13 protein-coding genes and 2 tRNA genes are annotated in these 19,994 nt (G+C 42.0%); 8 read left to right on the plus strand and 7 right to left on the minus strand.

What is annotated here, in order from left to right; translation table 11 throughout:
• Positions 1-104: 104 nt before the first annotated feature.
• Positions 105-1,019, minus strand: a complete 915-nt coding sequence (locus ABID99_RS03500; RefSeq protein WP_090534112.1) for a PfkB family carbohydrate kinase — start codon at positions 1,017-1,019, stop codon at positions 105-107.
• Between the two features lie 318 nt (positions 1,020-1,337).
• Between ABID99_RS03500 and ABID99_RS03505 the strand changes: the two genes are divergently transcribed.
• The 5 genes from ABID99_RS03505 (at position 1,338) to ABID99_RS03525 (ending at position 8,614) form a co-directional block, all read left to right on the plus strand.
• Positions 1,338-1,411, plus strand: a tRNA-Asn gene (locus tag ABID99_RS03505).
• Positions 1,412-1,811: 400 nt separating this feature from the next.
• Positions 1,812-2,918 (plus strand): acyltransferase, encoded by a 1,107-nt coding sequence (locus ABID99_RS03510; protein ID WP_129568599.1) that lies wholly within the window; start codon positions 1,812-1,814, stop codon positions 2,916-2,918.
• A 228-nt stretch (positions 2,919-3,146) separates the two neighbouring features.
• Positions 3,147-3,956, plus strand: coding sequence for a DUF1080 domain-containing protein (locus ABID99_RS03515; RefSeq protein WP_090534052.1), 810 nt, complete (start codon positions 3,147-3,149; stop codon positions 3,954-3,956).
• Positions 3,957-4,301: 345 nt separating this feature from the next.
• Complete coding sequence (locus ABID99_RS03520) at positions 4,302-8,450, plus strand: hybrid sensor histidine kinase/response regulator (protein ID WP_188833996.1); 4,149 nt, start codon at positions 4,302-4,304, stop codon at positions 8,448-8,450.
• A gap of 87 nt (positions 8,451-8,537) precedes the next feature.
• Positions 8,538-8,614, plus strand: a tRNA-Asn gene (locus ABID99_RS03525).
• Here ABID99_RS03525 and ABID99_RS03530 read toward each other — a convergent pair.
• The 6 genes from ABID99_RS03530 to ABID99_RS03555 all read right to left on the minus strand — a co-directional run bounded on the left by ABID99_RS03530 (position 8,577) and on the right by ABID99_RS03555 (position 14,365).
• Entirely contained in the window at positions 8,577-10,130 is a 1,554-nt protein-coding gene (locus tag ABID99_RS03530; RefSeq protein WP_373612874.1) for a recombinase family protein, read from the minus strand. The genes ABID99_RS03525 and ABID99_RS03530 overlap by 38 nt on opposite strands.
• A complete protein-coding gene (locus tag ABID99_RS03535) occupies positions 10,127-10,288 on the minus strand; it encodes a hypothetical protein (RefSeq protein ID WP_373612875.1) in 162 nt (53 codons plus the stop codon). The genes ABID99_RS03530 and ABID99_RS03535 overlap by 4 nt, the downstream gene beginning before the upstream one ends.
• 755 nt (positions 10,289-11,043) lie before the next feature.
• The gene (locus tag ABID99_RS03540; protein WP_373612876.1) at positions 11,044-11,943 is read right to left on the minus strand and encodes a HEPN domain-containing protein; all 900 of its coding nucleotides are present in this window, start codon (positions 11,941-11,943) and stop codon (positions 11,044-11,046) included.
• A 62-nt stretch (positions 11,944-12,005) separates the two neighbouring features.
• Positions 12,006-12,674 (minus strand): hypothetical protein, encoded by a 669-nt coding sequence (locus ABID99_RS03545; protein WP_373612877.1) that lies wholly within the window; start codon positions 12,672-12,674, stop codon positions 12,006-12,008.
• Positions 12,675-12,799: 125 nt separating this feature from the next.
• Positions 12,800-13,057 carry a hypothetical protein gene (locus ABID99_RS03550; protein ID WP_354486236.1) on the minus strand — a complete coding sequence of 86 codons (258 nt, stop codon included), beginning with the start codon at positions 13,055-13,057 and terminating at the stop codon, positions 12,800-12,802.
• 156 nt (positions 13,058-13,213) lie between these two features.
• Entirely contained in the window at positions 13,214-14,365 is a 1,152-nt protein-coding gene (locus ABID99_RS03555) for a hypothetical protein (RefSeq protein ID WP_373612879.1), read from the minus strand.
• 1,195 nt (positions 14,366-15,560) lie between these two features.
• On the opposite strand from ABID99_RS03555, the gene ABID99_RS03560 reads away from it, so the two are divergent.
• The 3 genes from ABID99_RS03560 to ABID99_RS03570 are packed head-to-tail and all read left to right on the plus strand — an operon-like array spanning position 15,561 to position 19,994.
• On the plus strand, positions 15,561-17,558 hold the full coding sequence (locus ABID99_RS03560; RefSeq protein ID WP_373612880.1) for a YncE family protein: 1,998 nt from the start codon (positions 15,561-15,563) through the stop codon (positions 17,556-17,558).
• A gap of 1 nt (position 17,559) precedes the next feature.
• Positions 17,560-17,787, plus strand: coding sequence for a hypothetical protein (locus ABID99_RS03565; protein WP_354486239.1), 228 nt, complete (start codon positions 17,560-17,562; stop codon positions 17,785-17,787).
• A gap of 23 nt (positions 17,788-17,810) precedes the next feature.
• Positions 17,811-19,994: a hypothetical protein gene (locus tag ABID99_RS03570; RefSeq protein ID WP_373612881.1), complete on the plus strand. Its 2,184-nt coding sequence runs from the start codon at positions 17,811-17,813 to the stop codon at positions 19,992-19,994.

Genomic DNA, 19,994 nt, shown 5'->3' on the forward strand with positions numbered 1-19,994 from the left:
GGGCAAGCTGCTTTTTAGAGCGTTACTATACATCTTGAATTGCAAACGGGAGACGCATGTGATGTGTCTCTACATTAAAAAATTAATGTTTTTAAACAGCTATCTTACAATTCAAATTTAGATAAGCCTACAAATTCCTGGATCCGGGCGGCTATTTCCTCTTCGCTAAGGTTTCTTAATCTTTCTGAACCAAATTTTTCAACACAGAATGAGGCCAGGGCCGAACCAAAAATGATGGCGTTTTTCATGTTGTTGAAATTAACGGTGCCTACTTTAGCCATGTAGCCAATAAAGCCGCCTGCAAAAGTATCGCCAGCGCCAGTAGGATCAAATACTTCGGCCAATGGAAGGGCGGGGGCACTAAAAATCTTATCTTCATGGAACAGCAATGCACCGTGCTCACCTTTTTTAATGATGATGTATTTAGGGCCCATGGTTAATATTTTGCGGGCAGCTTTAACCAGTGAAAACTCGCCGGATAACTGGCGGGCTTCGGCATCGTTAATGGTTAGCACATCCACCAGCTGGATGGTTTTTAAAAGCTCATCAAGGGCAATATCCATCCAAAAGTTCATGGTGTCCATTACAATAAGCTTAGGGCGGTTTTTAAGGCGCGCTATAACTGTTTGCTGTACCTGCGGAGAAAGGTTGCCCAGCATCAGGTATTCGCAATCCTGGTAACTATCAGGGATAATGGGATCGAAAGCTTCCAATACATTAAGCTCAGTTACCAGAGTATCGCGGCTGTTCATGTCGTTATGGTAACGCCCGCTCCAGAAAAATGATTTTTCGCCCTGTTTTATCTGCAGGCCTTCAGTATTAACGTTGTGCTTTTGAAGGTCCTCAATCTCGTGCTGCGGGAAATCATCGCCAACAACCGCAACGATTTTTATTTTATCATAAAAGTAAGAAGCACCCAAACTTGCAAAGGTTGCAGAGCCGCCTACTATTTTATCGGTTTTACCAAAAGGGGTTTCAATGGCATCAAAGGCCACAGTGCCAATAACTAACAAACTCATGTAAAGATATTTATATTTTTTCGCCGCAAATATTGTGAAAATTAAGGGATAATCATTCATTGTTGCTGGTTTGTGATGCCAATTTTCATTGGAGAAAACATAATTTAAGCTGGTTCAGAAAACTGGCAGCTGAAAAAAAGGGGCTTTGCAGAAAGAATTGCCATCGCTAAAAAAATGCTGTAGTGTGTCTTTGGGTTTTAAGTAGCACATAATCAGGGGCTAAAAAAGCCTGTGAAAAATAATTAAAATTTTTTTTAATAAAAATTGTGAAATATCCGATGAGTTTTTACCTTTGCCCCACTCCAAACCGGATTAGATTCCTGAGTAGCTCAGCCGGTTAGAGCATCTGACTGTTAATCAGAGGGTCGCTGGTTCGAGCCCAGCCTCAGGAGCAAAAGCCTCACAGACATGTGAGGCTTTTTTTATATCTATATTCTGTAGATTACTTTGCAGGTAATGGTCAATGTCACCATTTAACAATAACTGCCGCGCTTTTCTGATCCAACTTAGTGACAATTTAATTGGGGATTCCTCGAATTTAGATACAAAACATGCGAAAATGAGACGATATGCGTGTATTTTGACACGATATGAAGATATCCCGGCATCACTTTCACTTATTTTTACGATCTGAATAAGACTTCAATTATATACTGTTCATGAACCAATCTAACCGATTTAAGTCATTGGTCTTGCCGGCATATACATGCACAGGAAAGAAAAACGCCCGCTGAACACCGGCAACACCTGTTTTAGCATCCGGCCCAATATCGACCAACTCTAATCTTATACATGGACAATAATAAACTGATCACCAAGCCGCATTATCCGATACTGGATGGCTTACGCGGTGTTGCAGCCATTATCGTAGTTACCTTTCACCTAACCGAACCATTGGGAAGCGGTCATCTGGATATCATAGTTAACCACGGGTACCTGGCTGTCGATTTCTTTTTCCTGCTATCGGGTTTCGTTATGGGCTATGCTTATGACGACCGCTGGCATAAAATGACAATCGGCAGTTTTTTTAAACGCCGTATCGAGCGACTTCAGCCTATGGTAATTCTCGGGATGACATTGGGTGCCATAGGTTTTTATTTTACAGATTCTACGCTGTGGCCGCTCATTCATACCGTACCAATTTGGAAGATGCTACTGGTAATGCTGATCGGTTATACCATCCTACCAGTACCGCTGTCTTTGGATATTCGCGGCTGGCAGGAAATGCATCCTCTTAACAGCGTAGGATGGTCATTGTTCTTTGAATACATCGCCAACATTCTTTATGCGGTTTGGATAAGAAAATTTTCAAAAACTACATTGTCGGTTTTAGTATGCGTTGCAGCTGTAGCACTTGCGCACCTGGCTATCACCAATGGAGATGTCAGCGGCGGCTGGACACTTAACGTGGAACAGGTGCGCGTTGGCATTACCCGCACCATATACCCATTCTTTGCCGGCCTGTTGCTTTCACGTATTGCTAAACCAGCCCGCATCAGGCACGCATTTTTATGGTGCAGTGTTTTAATATCGATAGTAATGTATATGCCGCGCATCGGCGGTGCTGCCCATCTTTGGATGAACGGGATCTACGAGTCCGTTTGCATTATTATCATTTTTCCGCTTATCGTTTATCTTGGTGCCGGCGGTAAGGTCCATACCCAAACGGAGAGCAGGGTATGCAGGTTTCTCGGCGATATATCCTACCCTCTTTACATGGTGCATTATCCGCTGGTTTATTTTTACGTAGCATGGATCAGCAATCATAAAGGCGTAACCATAGTGCAGGCCTGGCCTTATGCTTTAGCTATTTTGATTGGTGCAATTTTCCTGGCGTATATTACTTTGAAATGGTATGATGAGCCGGTTCGTAACTGGCTGCAAAAAAAACTTGGCTAAAAAGAGATCTTGAACAAAAGCGGCCTCAGCGTACCTTAACAGGCAAAGCATTAAAAGCAATAAAACATGGCCTGAATTTCTTAAATTCGTAGCATAAGAGATAAAACTTACGGTAAAGGAGGGTCAGCAAAATTACTATTGAGCAAACTTTCGAAATACCGGTTAGCAAAGCGTTAAGTGAACAAAAGCATTCAATTTATCTATAAAAAGCATAATACCTTACCACCTATGAAAATAACACGCGTTTTTATGTTTTCCTGCCTCCTCATATTAGGCTGCGCCGGGCCGAAAAAACTGGCTGACGCCGGCAATGCCGATAAAGGCTGGACGAAGCTGTTTAACGGGACCGACATTAACGATTGGTTTGTAAAGATCAATCATCACCTGGTTGGCGAAAATTATGGCAATACCTTCCGGGTAGAAGATGGCATGATCAGGGTTAGCTATGATCAGTACAGCGATTTCAACGATCAGTTTGGTCATTTGTATTACAAAACCCCGTTCTCTTACTATCACCTGCGGTTTGAATACCGCTTTGTTGGTAAACAGCAAAAAGGCGCGCCAGACTACACGCTTCTTAACAGCGGCGTCATGTTTCATTCACAGGATCCCCGAACTATGCTAAAGGACCAGGATTGGCCGATATCGATAGAAATGCAGTTATTAGGCGGCCTGGGCGACGGGAAACCAAGGCCAACAGGAAATATGTGCTCGCCCGGCACCGATGTTGTTTATAAAGGAAAGGTTTCGCCCGACCATTGTATCAACTCTACTTCAAAAACCTATGACGGTGACCAGTGGGTAAAAGGCGAACTGATTGTTCAGGGCAACAAATTAATTACCCATATTATCAACGGCGATACCGTACTTCAATATTCAAGGCCTACCATTGGCGGCGGCGTGGCACATGGCTATGATCCTAAATACAAGCAGGATGGCAAATTACTAAGCAGCGGCTTTATCGCTCTGCAAAGTGAAGGGCAGCCCGTCGATTTCAGGAATATAGAGATTAAACAGTTGCCGGATACAGACCGGTAGGTTGTAAACAGAAGCCGGGTTTGTTAATATTTCTCCTGAGTTAACAATAGCTGTTAAATGGGCAAAAACAACACGTTATACGAAACTATTTCCCGTAAATACCCGTATCACAGGCAAGCAGTACTAACTTAAAATAAGCTCCCGGTAACCCGGAATTATCATGAACGTTAAAGGCGGTTTGGTCAATATAAATTCTTGCCCGATAGAACTTATTAAGACTAAATTCCTGAAACCAAATTAATAAGTTCCGCAAGATAAGAGCATTTATTTAGCCGCTGCAATGCTTGTTTTGGCTTATAACATCAACCGATTAGAAATACGATAAAACTAACCAGCAAAATAATAATGAGGCCAATATTGCTTTTTATCTGCTGTTTATACCTGCTTTTTCCCGGATTATCCTATTCGCAAACACCCGCCCTTAAATTTAAACAGCTTAGTACAAATGAAGGCCTGTCACAGAGCCATGTAATAACCATTATTAAAGATAGCCGTGGTTTTATGTGGTTTGGCACCGAAGATGGCCTTAATAAGTACGACGGTTATAAGTTTACGCATTATAAGCACGACCAGAATAATAAAACAACCATCATCGATAACTATGTATTAGCTATAACGGAAGACAGTTATCATAATTTATGGATTGGAACCGAAAGCGGGCTTGACAGATTTGACCGGGCCTCAAATACATTTATCCACTATTCCAATCATTTAACTTTTGCTGTACAGTCTGTTTTTTTGGATAGTAAAAAAAGGATGTGGTTGGGCACCAGCAAGGGTTTATATCTGTTTAATGCTGCAAATGGTTCATTTAAAAGATTCACACATGCCGCGAATGGCACAAACAGTATAGCTAACGATTTCATTTACCAGGTTACCGAGGATAATAATGGCTGGTTATGGATAGGTACCGATGACGGGCTTTACCATTTTAATCCACAAAACGGTAAGTTTATTGGTTATGTTCATGATCCTGCAAACCAAAACAGCATCGGCGCCAGCTGGGTAAAGGCGGTATACAAAGATAGCAAAGGCAATATTTGGGCAGGTACACATGGAGGAGGCCTGGCATTATATAACAATAAAAATAATTCGTTTATAAATTTCAAACACGACCCTGATAACAGCAACAGTATTTGCCATAACGATATTCTTTCGATACTCGAAAACGGCGACGGGAAACTCTGGATAGGGACCGAAAATGGCGGCATAAGTGTGCTCGATTATCCGGCCAATAAATTTACTTGCTACAAATTTGATGCAAACGACCATCACAGCCTGAGCAGTAACTCGGTTTATTGTTTATATAAAGATGATACGGGGAATACCTGGATAGGCACTTATTCGGGCGGTGTTGATTTTTTGCCTGGCTTTGGCGATAAATTCAGTTCCTACAGTCAAAACCCCAACAACCCGAATAGTTTGAGCAACAACAACGTGCTGGCCATCTCCGGTGATGATAGTGACGAAAATATTTGGATAGGCACCGACGGGGGCGGCCTTAATTTATTTAATCGCAAGAAAAAGACCTTTGTTCATTACCTGCATAGTGATAATAACAGCAACACCATAAGTAATAATTATGTAATGGCCATAGTGCCAATAAATAAAGATGTTATTGGTATTGGTTATCATATTGGCGGGTTTGACCTGTTTGATAAAAAAAAGGGAGCCTTTACACATCACATGCCCCAGGCAAATAATCCGCGTAGCCTCTCCCTTTCAGATATCAACAATATGTATAAAGACCGTGACGGCAATATATGGTTAGGGACCTGGAAAGGGGGCCTTAATCATTATAACGTAAAAACCGGTCTCTTTACACGGTACAGGAACAACCCGGAAGATAACAACAGCATAAGCAGTGATATTGTTACAGCAGTGTTTCAGGATAAACAGGGCAATATGTGGATAGGCACTGATGATAACGGGTTGAATGTATTTAACCCTAAAACAGGCCGCTTTACGCACTACACGCACGATGAGAGGGATAAACGCAGCTTATCAAACAACACTGTCGAGTCGATTATCGAAACCGATAACGGTGATATATGGATAGGTACCAACGGCGGCGGCCTTAACCTGTTTAACAAGCATAACCAAACATTTACTATATACACCGAAAGAGAGGGTTTGCCTAATAATGTGATCTATGCGATTTTGAAAGACCGCAAAGGTAACCTCTGGTTAAGCACCAACAAGGGGATCTCGCGGTTTAATCCCAAAACAAAAGCCATCAGAAACTATGACATTTCTGACGGATTGCAGGGAGATGAATTTAAAGGCCATTCGTGTTTTCAAACTGCCGACGGGGAAATGTTTTTTGGCGGCGTAAACGGATTCAGTACTTTTTATCCCGATAGTTTAAAAGATAATGACTTTGTCCCTCCTGTTTATATTACCGGGCTGCAGATTTTCAATAAGGAGGTAAACGCCGGGGCTAAAAACTCCCCGCTTCAAAAAGATATCAGCGAAACAGACTCCATAAACCTATCTTACAAACAGTCGGTACTTACATTTGAGTTTGCGGCCCTGAATTATACCATTCCCGAAAAAAACCAATATGCCTACAAGCTGGAAGGGTTTGATAAAGATTGGAATTATGTTGGCAATAAAAGAACGGCCACTTATACCAACCTTGATCCGGGTAGTTATACATTCAGGGTTAAGGCATCAAATAATGATTGCAAATGGAATAACAAAGGCACATTTATCATCATCAACATTAAGCCTCCTTTTTGGCTTACCTGGTGGTTTAAATTAATTGTAGCGTTAATTTTTATAATCAGCGGCCCGGCATTTTATCTTATCCGTACACGTTCTATATTAAAGCAAAAGGCCGAGCTTGAGCGCCAGGTGAAAGAACGTACCGGGCAGCTGGCCCGTGCCATAGAAGTTGAAAAAAAATTAGCCCTCGAGGCCGAGGAGGCTAACAAGGCTAAAAGCATATTTTTGGCTACCATGAGCCATGAGATCCGCACACCTATGAATGGGGTGATCGGGATGGCGTCGTTACTGGCCGAAACTCCTTTGGATGAAGAGCAGCGAACTTTTGCCGAATCCATACAAACCTGCGGCGAAGACCTGCTGGCGGTGATTAACGATATTTTAGATTTTTCGAAAATAGAATCGGGCAATATGGAGCTGGAGGAAAAGGATTTTAGCCTGCGTACCTGTATTGAAGAGGTTTTTGATGTTTTTGCCCTAAAAGCCGCCCACCTGAAGCTGGACCTGGTTTACCAGATTGACTATGATGTACCGGCGCAAATTATTGGCGATAGTTTAAGGCTTCGCCAGATCCTGATCAATTTAATCAGTAACGCTATCAAGTTTACCAAAAAGGGTGAAATTTATGTAGCCGTGCATTTGCTCAGCATATCAGATGATAACCAAATCGAATTAGGCTTTGAGATAAAAGATACCGGCATTGGTATTTCTGCCGATAAGCTGCACCGGCTATTTAAAGCATTTTCGCAGGTTGACTCATCAACCACCCGGCAATACGGAGGTACCGGCCTTGGCCTGGTTATAAGTGAACAACTTGTAAAATTAATGGGCGGCAAAATCAGTGTAGAAAGTGAAGTTGACAAAGGAAGTACGTTCAGGTTTTCTATTCACTCGCAAAAAAGTTTACTACAGGACCCTGTACAAATAAACCATACCATGCAGGGTTTTGAAAAGAGCGAAATTTTGGTTGTTGATGATAATGATACCAATTGCAGAATTTTAAAGGCTCAACTGGAGCAGTGGCAACTAAGCCCGGTAGTAGCCAAATCAGGCGAACAGGCTCTTGAGATCCTGGCGCAGCAGCAGCATGATTTTAAGCTTGTTATTACCGATATGCAAATGCCCTTTATGGATGGGATTGAACTGGCAACCTTAATACGGGCCAAATACCCCGAATTACCTATAATGCTGTTGAGCTCCATCAGCTATGTTTTCCATAAAGATAACCCCGGTTTGTTTTGTTCTATACTAACCAAACCTGCAAAACAGCATAACTTATACAAGCACATTATAAAGGAACTTGGCAAGCATGTAAGTTCTGCCACTCATGAGTCGCTGCACAGCGATACTGCAAATCATAAACTGCCTGATAATTTTTCAGAAAGTTACCCATTGAGGATTTTGGTTGCCGAAGATAACCAGATGAACCAAAAACTGATCATGAAGATATTGAGTAAGTTAGGATATGAAGCCGCTTTGGCAGCAGACGGCCTGGAGGTACTGGATTTGGTTAATAAAAAAACATTCGATGTTATTTTAATGGATGTACAAATGCCCAAAATGGATGGCCTGGAAGCTACGCGAATAATAAAGAAGCGTTTCCCGGAACGGCCTTTTATTATAGCGATGACGGCCAATGCCCTCCAATCCGATCTGCAAATTTGTATAGATGCAGGTATGGACGATTATATAAGCAAACCATTTAAATTAGATGACCTGGTTAAAAAACTTGTAAAATGGGCAGGGAAGAATACAAGTACCACGTAGCCCTGAAACAGCAGGATATAACAAGTTGAATAAAATTGCAAAATATCAATGAAAATTATACTTTTGCAATCCCCAACCGGACAACACTCCTGAGTAGCTCAGCCGGTTAGAGCATCTGACTGTTAATCAGAGGGTCGCTGGTTCGAGCCCAGCCTCAGGAGCCATAGTGGGCAAGCACGAAAAATCGGTCGCTTGCCCTTCTTTTTTATCTTGCAACCAATTGTTAATCAAGTATATATGGCTGAATAATTCACTTGTTTTAGCGGTTCGATGTTGCAGTTCTTCAAAAGTGAATTTTTCGGGGTACATCGAACCAATTAATGTGCGTTTATCGCAAGTGTTTGATTTACAGTATATGTCATCTATTCTGGTCAGGCGCTCAATTGCTGTCTTTACAATAGGTTCAACGTTGACATACGCCCGTTTGGCAACTAAAGCCTCAGACAACCTTACTTCCAGTTTTTCGATAGCCGCTTCGCTTTCTGATTTAACAATCTTAAAATCTGCTCCATCAATATCACCACTTAACAATAACTCTCTTGCTTTCCTAATCCTGCCATTAAATTCGTCTATCTCTTTCAACAAACCTGAATGGTTTTCCCTGGCATTATGTTGGCTTTTATAGGTGTCGATAATCACTTCTGAATACAGAGGGGCTAACTCTGCTGTAACGACAAATTCTTGCAGACCTTCGATAAATAATTCATTCGCCAGTTCAGCCTTATAGCGGCAGCCGCAAGCCGATGAACAATGGTAATAATGATAATAACCATTTCGGCCTTTTGAGGCGCTTCCACAAAGCATCCTGTCGCACTTAGAACAGCGAATAAAGCCCCTTAATGGAAGGAAATCCGGTGAATGAACCTTTGCCTTGGCCATCCTTTTCCTGCCGTTAATTGCGTCTTGCACATCGTTAAATAAGCTTTCAGAAATAATGGATTCATGCATGCCCTTGACGGTATATGCTTCTTCGTCCTTGTACTTCGTAATTAATATTCTTCCGCAATAGACCGGGTTGCGGATAATGTTCAGAAAATTGTTTTTCTTGCATTCAAGCCCCATCGCCGCGGCCTCCTTAAAAACCTGTTCCGCCGGGTAAAGTCCTTTCGCCAGTTCTTCAAAAGCCCATTTTACGATCTTCGCCTGCGGGGGATTGATGGCGATGTACTTTTTCCCTCTTTCGTCATGCCTGTTGCAATAACCAACCGGAGCCTGCGAAACCCACCTGCCTTCCTTTTTAGCCCGGCGAAGCCCATAGAACGTATTCAAAGCCCTGCGATCATTTTCGATCTCCGGGGCAGTGAGGTAAATGGCCAGCATCATTTTATTTTCCGGCACTTCCATATCAAGCGGCTGTTCGATAGCCTGCGGCTCGACACCAAGCAGTTTGAGCGTATTGATCATTTGGTAGGCATCAGGTGCATTACGGCTGAACCTGTCCCATTTGGTAAAAAGGATCAGGTCAATTTGCCCCCTGCGCTTTTTAAGGTTGAGCAACATGCTTTGCCATTGGGGGCGTATAAAAGTTTTGGCGGAATGATCTTCAAAGATAACTTTCCGGATAGTAATGTGATGAAGTTCACAATACCGCTTTAAAACTTCCTCCTGGCTTCGTTGGGAATACCCCTTATCGGCCTGTTCATCGGTGCTGACACGTATGTATAGATCTGCTATTTTCATTTCTTAAGATTTTGATTTACAGTTAATTTAGCTAAAAAATACAAGAAATCCAAGATTTTTGCTGCTTCTTTTTCAGTTACATCGATGCCGTTTTCAAGAAGTATTTTTTGAGCTTTTTCAGGTGTGATATTCCTGTTGTCCGGTGTCCTTGCCTTCATTCGGGCTTGATAAGACGTTGAATTATCGCCGGAGGTTCAGGGAACACCTGTACAACTCCAGGTGTTTTGCTCCGGCGGGTCAGATGATCCGGTTGCCCTAAGCTGTTGCCGGCAGCAGGAACAGGCAATGAACCAATTGATTAATCTATACCTGGCCAGGCGGGGTATCTGCCGGGTTTGCGAGGCATAGCGACAGGCGGCACTGTCGGCGGTGTTATATTTCAGACGCATATTATTTTCATTTATTACAGGGGGATCATCAAAAAATTAATACACAACCCTGCATTGGATCGCTTAAACACCGGAAAGCAGCGAGTCTTTGAGTTGTCAAGGGCAGCGCAGCCAATAAAAAAGCAAAAAAAGCGCTGTTCATGTACCCTTGACTGCTCAAAGGCGGCGCTAACTTAGTGGCTGCGGTACTATGCAAAATGCTATCATATGTTGTTAGGCATGGCAGCTCCTTCCGGAAGCAGGTGTGTTATGAGGAACGAATTTCACTCCTGCCATCGTGATGAGGCTGACGGGGAATGAAATATAGCGTGATAGCGCGTAATGTAATGAGCCGTTTGCCGCAGTCACAGCCTAACAACAAACTAAAATTACCCTCGCAAAAAAAAAAACAAAAGCCCCTAAACGCTCGCCGCCGGGACTTTTCCTAAACCTTATCACATGTGGAACTTAGGAGGTCCCACGTTTCAAATATCGACATTTAATCATTGATTAAACTCTGTTTAATTAAAAAGACACAATGCTTATCAAGCGACGGGCAAAGCCGGATTGTCATTTTTAAAAGCCAAACCATTTTGATAGTTATTTATCTGAGTCAATTTCCTAATCTGAACTTCAGCCAGGCTTTTCACAAGTTCAAGGAAACTCTTAACGAGTACGCAAAGCTCACCGGCCTCTAATTCGTTCACTTTGTAATGATCGCGGTACCGCGCTTCTGTATAGCTTGCTGAAAGCAGCCTGAATAATTGTTTTTCCTTATCAAAATGCCGCCTGAATAAAGCAACAGGCTCATTTGGAAAAAGGCTGCAAAATGTGATCAGGCGGTCAAGGTTATGGATATCCGACTTATATCCGGTAAAGAGCCTGATCAATGCCCTGCAACCATGCTCAACCGCCTGGTGAAGGATAAAGGTGACATTGTTATAGAATCCTTTACTGTGGCAATCAAAAGCACACTCCACGAAACCGCAGGCTAAACCAAAGATCTGATGGTAGGCGTCGATGTCTTTTACAATAGTTTGCTCAGTCTTCTCATTTTCAAATTCCGGGACCATCGTAAAGCCGTCCGATGTAAATACCAATTCGCCATTAAGGCAAACATTTAAGAAGAAACGGTCGTATTGGTATACAAGGCTCATGATCGTTTCAAGGCCGTGTGCAAGAACTGTCGTACCCGGAAAAAGCTTGCCGATAAAATCCTGCATCTGGTGTTCGATCCTTGTATTCTCTTTGGTCATTACCAGCAGGTAATATTGATCGGAAGAATCGCAATCGGGTTCTGTGAAACAAGTATCGCTGCTATGAAAGCAATGGAGGGCGGCAAAACAAATGATCTTTTCAATTCGGTAATGCCCGGTAAGTGCTTTCGCTATTTCCAGTAATTCTTTATGTTGCCGGGCGGTGATCTTGATAGGGGTGTTTTGCATAACTAAGCATTTTAAAGTGAATAAATAGTGGTTCGGTGCAGGACATCGTGTACACCAGAATGCTACCGTATTTTCTCGTTTTCCAACAACCCAAGGTATTCGTGCTCTACGCAAACCGTCAGCAGATGCGCATTCAACATCAGCACGTTTAGCGCGGGTTCGTTCAGCTCTATATCCGTTGATTGATCATTGTCGTCGTTGATTGAAAAAAGGACTTTCAATGCCTGCCTGCTCGAATCCGAGTTTTTATAGAAAATGCGCCAAATACCCGCAGTGCACAACAATGACATTTTGAGCAGGCGTGTGATGTCAATGGTTTTCGGAATATGGCCGGTGTACATCCCGATCAGCGCTTTCAAAGAATAGGCTATCGACTTATTTACACGTAAAAGACATTCAGGATACCTACCTTGATCTTGCAGGTTTAGCGCTTCGAAAAATAAACCATGCCCTTCATCTCCCCATTTATCCCAGCTTGCTTTAATATCCGCAGCGCTGATCCTTAAAGGCGAACGTATCTCATTTGATTTTTCGAACAGCGGGGAACGATACCTGACGTTTCCAGGCAGGACCGCATAACAGAAATCTTTTAATTTACCTTGCAGGACGGCATCAAGCCATTTGGTCTTTTTTACAAAGGCGACGACGGATACCAAGTGTGCGCATTCCTGCTCAATCCGGACAGCCGCATCTTCGTTTGAAAGCTGTGTCCCGTCGTCCACGATGATCAAGAGGTAATATACGAAAGGATGATCAAAAGTTTGTATATGAATGGTCAGCCGGACATTCGGATTTTTTTCGGATATGAATTTCGTTACCTCGTTCAGGCCAAGTGTCTCAGCTGCGGTAGGAACATTTACACCCCGCCTGACGAGAAGCGGCAACCCGGCTTCTTCGCGTTCCCGGTTTGAGTTGTGCCAGTCAAGGAAATTTCAGAATTCAATAACTTATTTTCAGACGAATCATATACAGATTTTATTTCGACAGATTTGCCTATCGGTTGAATCCTGTTTCTACGATTATCGAAAAATTGTTTGATTAGTGCACCGAGAGCACCGCCACTTAAAAATCCGGGGATTACTTGCGACCAGTTGATTTTATCTAAAAGTTCCATTATAAGGGCTAAGCGTTGTACAAATTTATTTATTTTGCGGTTATCGCGATTTTATTTTATCTAAATAGTCACGCTTTCAGACACAATCACACATCGAACCTATGGATAATTGAAAAAGGCACGCTTTTTCCAGCTTGACTTCTCGCGTTCCTGTTGTTACCAATCGTCACTTTTGCTTTCTTCTTTTATGTCCCTTTCTACCGCTATTAAGATGTTTTTAAAAATGTTTCCCAATCTTTCATGAAGTTGATTCTCTGCCAGCAGCTTTTCAATCATGCTTTTTTTTTCTACATCTTGAGGAAACGGCCCTTGTCCACTTTTTGAACGCGATCCCATATTATAATAATATCCATCAGGAAATATTGACCTTAGTTCGTCATCTGTTATGGTATGGTTAGCAGCAAGCTGATTACCGATATTGATAAGCAACTTCACATGGCTTTCTGTCGGTTCTTTGAAAATATGGAGTAATTGAGCCAAGTCAATCAGGTAGTCTTTATCTTTACGGTTTTGCTCTATTTTTTCTGACAAAACTTCATAAATAAATGCACTTACCCCCGTTGCGGGTTTCAATGCATCAATTACGCCGTCGTTATTTATCTTTTTCTCTTTAATAAAGCGATCTAACAATTGAATGAAGTTGTACTCTCTTGTTTCCTGGTCAAGCTTCGGATTGCTAAATACAAAATCATAATATGATCTTGGCCGGTCAGGATGTGCCTCGAAATAATTTGCTTTTTTCAACAGGTAATCCACTACCGTATCAAAACCAAAATGATTTTCAAGAAACTTTAATAAATCCTGCATATAATGGTCTAGCGGGATTTCAACCGTTTGCTTAAAAATAAACTCCTTGATTGCTTCGGCGTTTTTTTCTACAACTTCAACGTTTTCAAACATCGAGTAGAAAATCGAATCATAAAGTGGTTCGCTATCCTTTAATTTAAAAAGGCTGGCTATCAATTCGAGCGTACGTTTAGGTGCGACGACCAAATAGTCCTCTATTCCATATTTGAGTGTGCCGATAGCAGATTGGTTTTGCTCCGCCAGCACCTCTTCAAAATAATCAAAATCCGGCTCTTTATACAAAGAGGTGTCGCCATGCCGTCCGTGTACCAGCATCCATATCGCTGTTGACTTTGATGCCGGATCTCCCTTAGTCCAGAAGTAGTTTACTTTTTTATAAAAGTCGTCACCGTCTTTACTATTGGCTTTCACCAAGTGTGCAAAATTTGCGGCCTCAGTCAGGTTATTGACAATAAGGTAATTGAAAAAGTTAGTTGCAAGAGCAGGGAATGAGTTTACCATAATCTTTGATAATTCAATCATATTATGCAACCTATCCGAAGCAGAAGTTCTCCAGATTTCCAGTAATGTATCAAAAAATGCTGGCCGAACACAAATGTTATGTCCTTGATTATGGCTTGACTAGTAAACAAGAAGAAATGCAGAATGACGCCCGGGATTGATTAGTATGTCAAACCTATCCCTGTTCGTTCAAAATATTTTGAACCATTTCTTTTTGCCCACTTTAAACGTTAACGAATGGCATGAGCTCGACGCGCACGAAGTAAATAAAAACTTGTAAAAAAGCCTATCCTGAACAACATCATAACCTTTATTCTTTTTGATTTACTAACTTACTTTCCAAATTCAATGATACCTGAGCGCAGCCATTTGTCTTGGGTGGAAACTCCGAACCGACGCTAATAAAGGATGGCATATATTCAGCATGACGAGAAAACCGGACTCGGGGTTCCTTTATACCTTCTTCATATCATCAGAAGAAACAGGCCATCATTTTTTTTCAGTTCGTAGATCTGACGTGCACTGATTACCGGGATCAAAACTGAAGTAAACGCCAACAAAACATTTTCGAAAAACATTTGACTGAACAACAGCACATTGAATAAATAAGAAGATGATTTTTCTGTTTGCTCTTGTTAATCTCAAATTTTTAACCCTCATTTGCTAATATTATTAGCAAATACGGCGCACCTAACCTATGAAGCACAAAGAACACTCCAGTAGTTATTTAAATCCGAAATAATATGATTTATTTATAAATAGACAATCGGGTCGGGGGCTAGAAGGAAGCCATATTTATTACTGTATATTAATTTAAAATTAACATTTCAAAACTCTATTAACAATAATTTAGGTTTAATTTATAAGTAAACTTCAATAAAAATTATAATAAATTAATAATCAATAATTTAAAGATATATTATAAATATAATTCAGCCGAAACAATAAGAAAACCGTAACCGCCGTTTATTATTTATAACATCATAACAGTTATTATAACTGCATCTACAACAACATCTACCAAACCAAGCACAGTCAAGACATGCCAAATAATACCTATTCTTCAGGGCCAGTATTTTCGGTCAACGGAAGTAAATATTTCCCGAATCAACAAGTAAATTTTAATCTTTTATTTGAGGACGTCAATGACTTAAATAGCATAAAGGCGTTTGAGTGGTATTTAAATAACCTACCGGTGCTGGGGAGTAATTTATCTTCATTCACCGCATCACTCGACTGCGGCGGTTATACCATCGGGGCAAGGGTTTTGAGTAACGACGAATGGTCGGCGATAAGGAGCATGACCTTTTCCACCTGTAAAGTAACACTTGCCACCATTATCGTCGGCCCGGATTCCGTGAAAGAGGGAGAAACCAGGGTTTACCGGGTATTTGCCACTTTTACTGACGGAGGCATGGAGGAATTAACCGCGGATTATTCCTTCTCTGCTGATTACGGGGAATTTACAGGCAACAACTACACCGCGCCACAAAACAATATCCTCAATGATAACCGCCAAGCCACCATTACGGCGACAAAGAACGGAGAGCCACCTGCTACCAAGGCGGTAAGCATTCTTGATAATACCAGTGTCAGCCTGGTTTCACTCGCCATTGAAGGCCCGGACGAAGTCAGCGAAGGTCAAACCGCAGATTATACGATTATCGGGACTTACTCAAACGGCACCACAACTGATTTTACCAGTGATTACGTTTTCACTTGTCCTGACGGCACCTTTTTGAATGGCAGCTTCCTGGCATTCAAAAACAACGTTGTAAATGACTCCCATCAGAGTACAATTGTGGCCCTGCGGGGAGGGATTCAGCAGCTCAGCAAGCAGATCACGATAAAGGATAAAACTGTATATACTTCTATCGCTATTACCGGGCCTGATAACGTTGATGAAGGTAGCAGCAACGATTATTACGTGATCGGGAAACTCGGCGACGGAAGCAGCGACGATATTACCGAACAGTACACATTTAATTGTACCATGGGAACCTTTACAGGTTCAACATTAACTATACCAGAAAATAACATCCCGAATGACTCCGGGAATGCGGTAATTACGGCAACCAAAGCCGGCAGCACACCGCTGACCAAGTCAATTATTATCAAGGACAGGACCTCGGTTGTCGTTCCTGCCATGTGGGTTGAAGATCCGAGTCAGAGTTATTGTGAAACCAAAATTGTTGAACAAACGGTCATCAGAAAATTCGCTTCCCCAACCTCTCCTATAGTATCAGCGAACAATGAACTCTTTTATGTAGATCCGACGCTTGACGGTGTCATCTATTTTGATCCAAGGTCCCTCACTGATGGAAGCCTGGCTAATATTATCAGTATGGGTAAAGGTTCCAGGCCGACGGGCTCATATTATCATCCACCATCTAACAGGTTGTATGTAAACGGGTTCTTCAACGGCGGCTTAACTGTGATTGATTGCATCGCGAAAACCAATGTGACAACTATTAATTACGGTGAAAATAAAGCTTATTCCAGGGGAAATGTCTATTACATCGCTTCATTAAATGAAATATGGGCCGTAGGCAATACCGGTTTTTTAAGGATCAATGCCCATACGGATGAAACTATTATTAATACCGGTTTTACCGCCCAGGGTAGCGTATATGTAACCGAAGTCAACAACAAGATCTATGTATTTTTTGATAAGAACGGCAACATGGTCAAAGTTTATGATACCAGCCTGAACTTGTTAAAAACCATTAGCGGTTTGCTTTCTGATGTTTTCATCGGCGGAGATTATGTATCAAGGGCCTATTATAGCGACCTACCCAACAAAAAGATCTATGTCGGAGAAAGTTCAAAAGCGGGAGGGATTATCGTGGTCGATGCCGTTTCAGATATCCTGTCCAAACGGGTTGGACTCGACAAAGAAGGCAAAAACTATGCAAGCCCTACAGTTATCGGTTTTCACCCGTTGCGCAACAGCATTTACATAGGTGGCGCGATACAAGATACCGCAGATGCTCCGCTTGCCAGGCTTTGGGCTTTTGACGCTGCATCGGAAACGATTACCCAAACCACCAGCCCATCCATTAACAGCAGTATAGACGGGCTGATTTATTATCCGCCCAATAACAGCGTATATGCATCCAGCTCAGGAAGGGTGCCGGAAAGCGTACCAAACAACAATCAATTTACAGACGGTATCATTTTTAAATTCAATTAATATGGCTACAGTAAATACAGGAAATGTAATCGTAGTACGGCTTAAACGCGTGCGGGCCGACATCACCGATACGGCCGACCCCCATTACCGGGAACCCGTTGATGTTAATAATGTTCCATGCAGAATTTCCGGCCTGCCACAGGCTACCAAACCTAACACCCAGGGAGACCCGGACTACATCACGCCCTACCAGAATTTAACAATGTGCCCCATTGTACCACAGGGATAAACCTCATAAATCACAAATACACAATGGCTGCTAATCCATCCAACTTCGTTTCACCATTTGCGCCGCAATCGCATTTTTTTACCGATCCGGCGCTCATAACGCAGTCCGAAGCGCAGGCCTTCGGCCCGGCATCCCCTGACGTTTTCCACGTAACCACCAGTTTTAATGTGACTACCGATGCCCCCGCTTTCGCCATTTGTCCGGGCGTGGCATTAGTACAACCGCAAACCGGGAGCAACAACCTCGTCAATTTAATATTGCGCCCTTTTAAACAGCCCATCACAGGGATCAATATCAAATATTTTGTTTACCGGGGATTAAAGAAGGCAGATTTTTTCAATGGCGATAAAGTCATACAGCAGACAACTGGCACATCCGATTTTGCCAACCGCATCAATACCGCGTTCAATTCCTACTATGCGGCGAACCCAGCAATCGTCAAACCTGACTTTTTAGCAAAATTTATCGGTTTTGATCCGGCCAACCAACCAGACAGCATGCCGATATCCGGTTTATTTTTTAAACAATCGGAATATGTGAGCAATAACGGTCAGTCAAACGAAACAGCACAAACCTCGTTTGAACTGCCGATGATGCCTATGGGCGCATCATTAGGGCGCTTTGCCAACGGGGAGTGCGGGATAGATATAGTCTTAAACTACGGCGATTATCAACTGCCCGCATCAAATGACCAGTTTGTTTTTGACCTGGCATATGCGCGTGATAATGACTATTCAATCGATTTAACCCAGGTAACTGATGCTTTCCAGAAAAAACTGATCCGGGAACAGATCTTTCAGTTCCTGGATGCCGCCGCCTATTTCGGGTTTCACAGCACCGACCAGGGAGCCGTGACCGTCAACAATAACGGCACCAAAATAAAGAAAACCGGACAAACCATTTATACAGATGTTATTCAAAATTTCCAGACCAAAAATAATCTGTACCTGTACATTCAAAGCGACCGCACCCGCTCCTATAATTTTTATGAAAATTATGGCATAAGTGATACTGACGATCATTCTTTATTATCTGGTTATACAGAGAGCACACTTACCCCTGCTGTCTATAGCAACAACGGCTGGCCTCTAATAATAGACAATGCTGCTCAGTCCCACAACGACACGAGCAACCGCGTTTATCTCCAGCTGGTTACCGACAACAATGTTAATACGATGCTTTACGGGCAGATTGGCCGAATAGAGAATGCCCAAAGCAACAATTTTTCCAATGCAGATTATTTAATCCTTCCAATAAACAATGAAGGTACCCCCACAAACCTAACTAAGGCCATAATACTAAATAATCCCAATATAGGGCCCAACAATGCGAAACAAAATATTGCTACCTTCTATATATTGCTTTATCAAGGCGTGGTGTACGATTATGTAGCCGGACAAACTCCTACAGGAGTTGAGCTAAGTGATATTATAACCCAGCCGAGTTTACTTGATGATATATTTGGCTCTTTATTAGCGATACCAGTCTTAAAAACAACTACTTCCACCGGTTACACGATATCTACGTCGCAAAAAATTAAATTGATCAATCATTATTTCGATGGTAAGCAAAATGGGATTTCCGCGATCCAATCCAATATTGTAAATGATATAATTGAAACAGGTATTGAAGGAACACCAATGCTAAATCGAGTGGCTTACATTACAGAAACTATTGATGTTTTAACCAATGTGTTCGATGGCCCCAAAGTTATAACTCATGATACAAAGTCAACTCCGTCTTTGTCGACAACGGTCGGTGCTTCCAAAACCTATACTTTGCCCGCCCCTTTTTATCTGGGCATTCAATTATTTACGGAGAACAATCAACTAATAAATGGCGTCAAGCTTCTTACGACAGACGGTTCGGTCCCTAATAAATTTATAATCGGGCTTACGCAGGAGGAAAATGAATTGCTAAAGGCATTTGCAATTTTATATACTAACGTAAGAATAGCTCTACTTAAGCTGAGTCCCGATGACATCCCACTAAAATCAGCTGAAAGTATTGACTATTATAAATTTAAAATAGCATTATTATATGAAAACTCTGCTGGCGACTTAGTCCTCAATTTACCCGCTTCCGATATACTTGTATACTCCCTGGACATAAAGTATTACTTTTCTGTAAACTACAGCAAATATATCTCCCAAGATTCGGATGAGATCAAAGGAGACATTTATAACGAAGAACTAAACCTTGCTTAA

The organism is Mucilaginibacter sp. OAE612 (genome assembly GCF_041806395.1).
Taxonomy (GTDB): domain Bacteria; phylum Bacteroidota; class Bacteroidia; order Sphingobacteriales; family Sphingobacteriaceae; genus Mucilaginibacter; species Mucilaginibacter rubeus.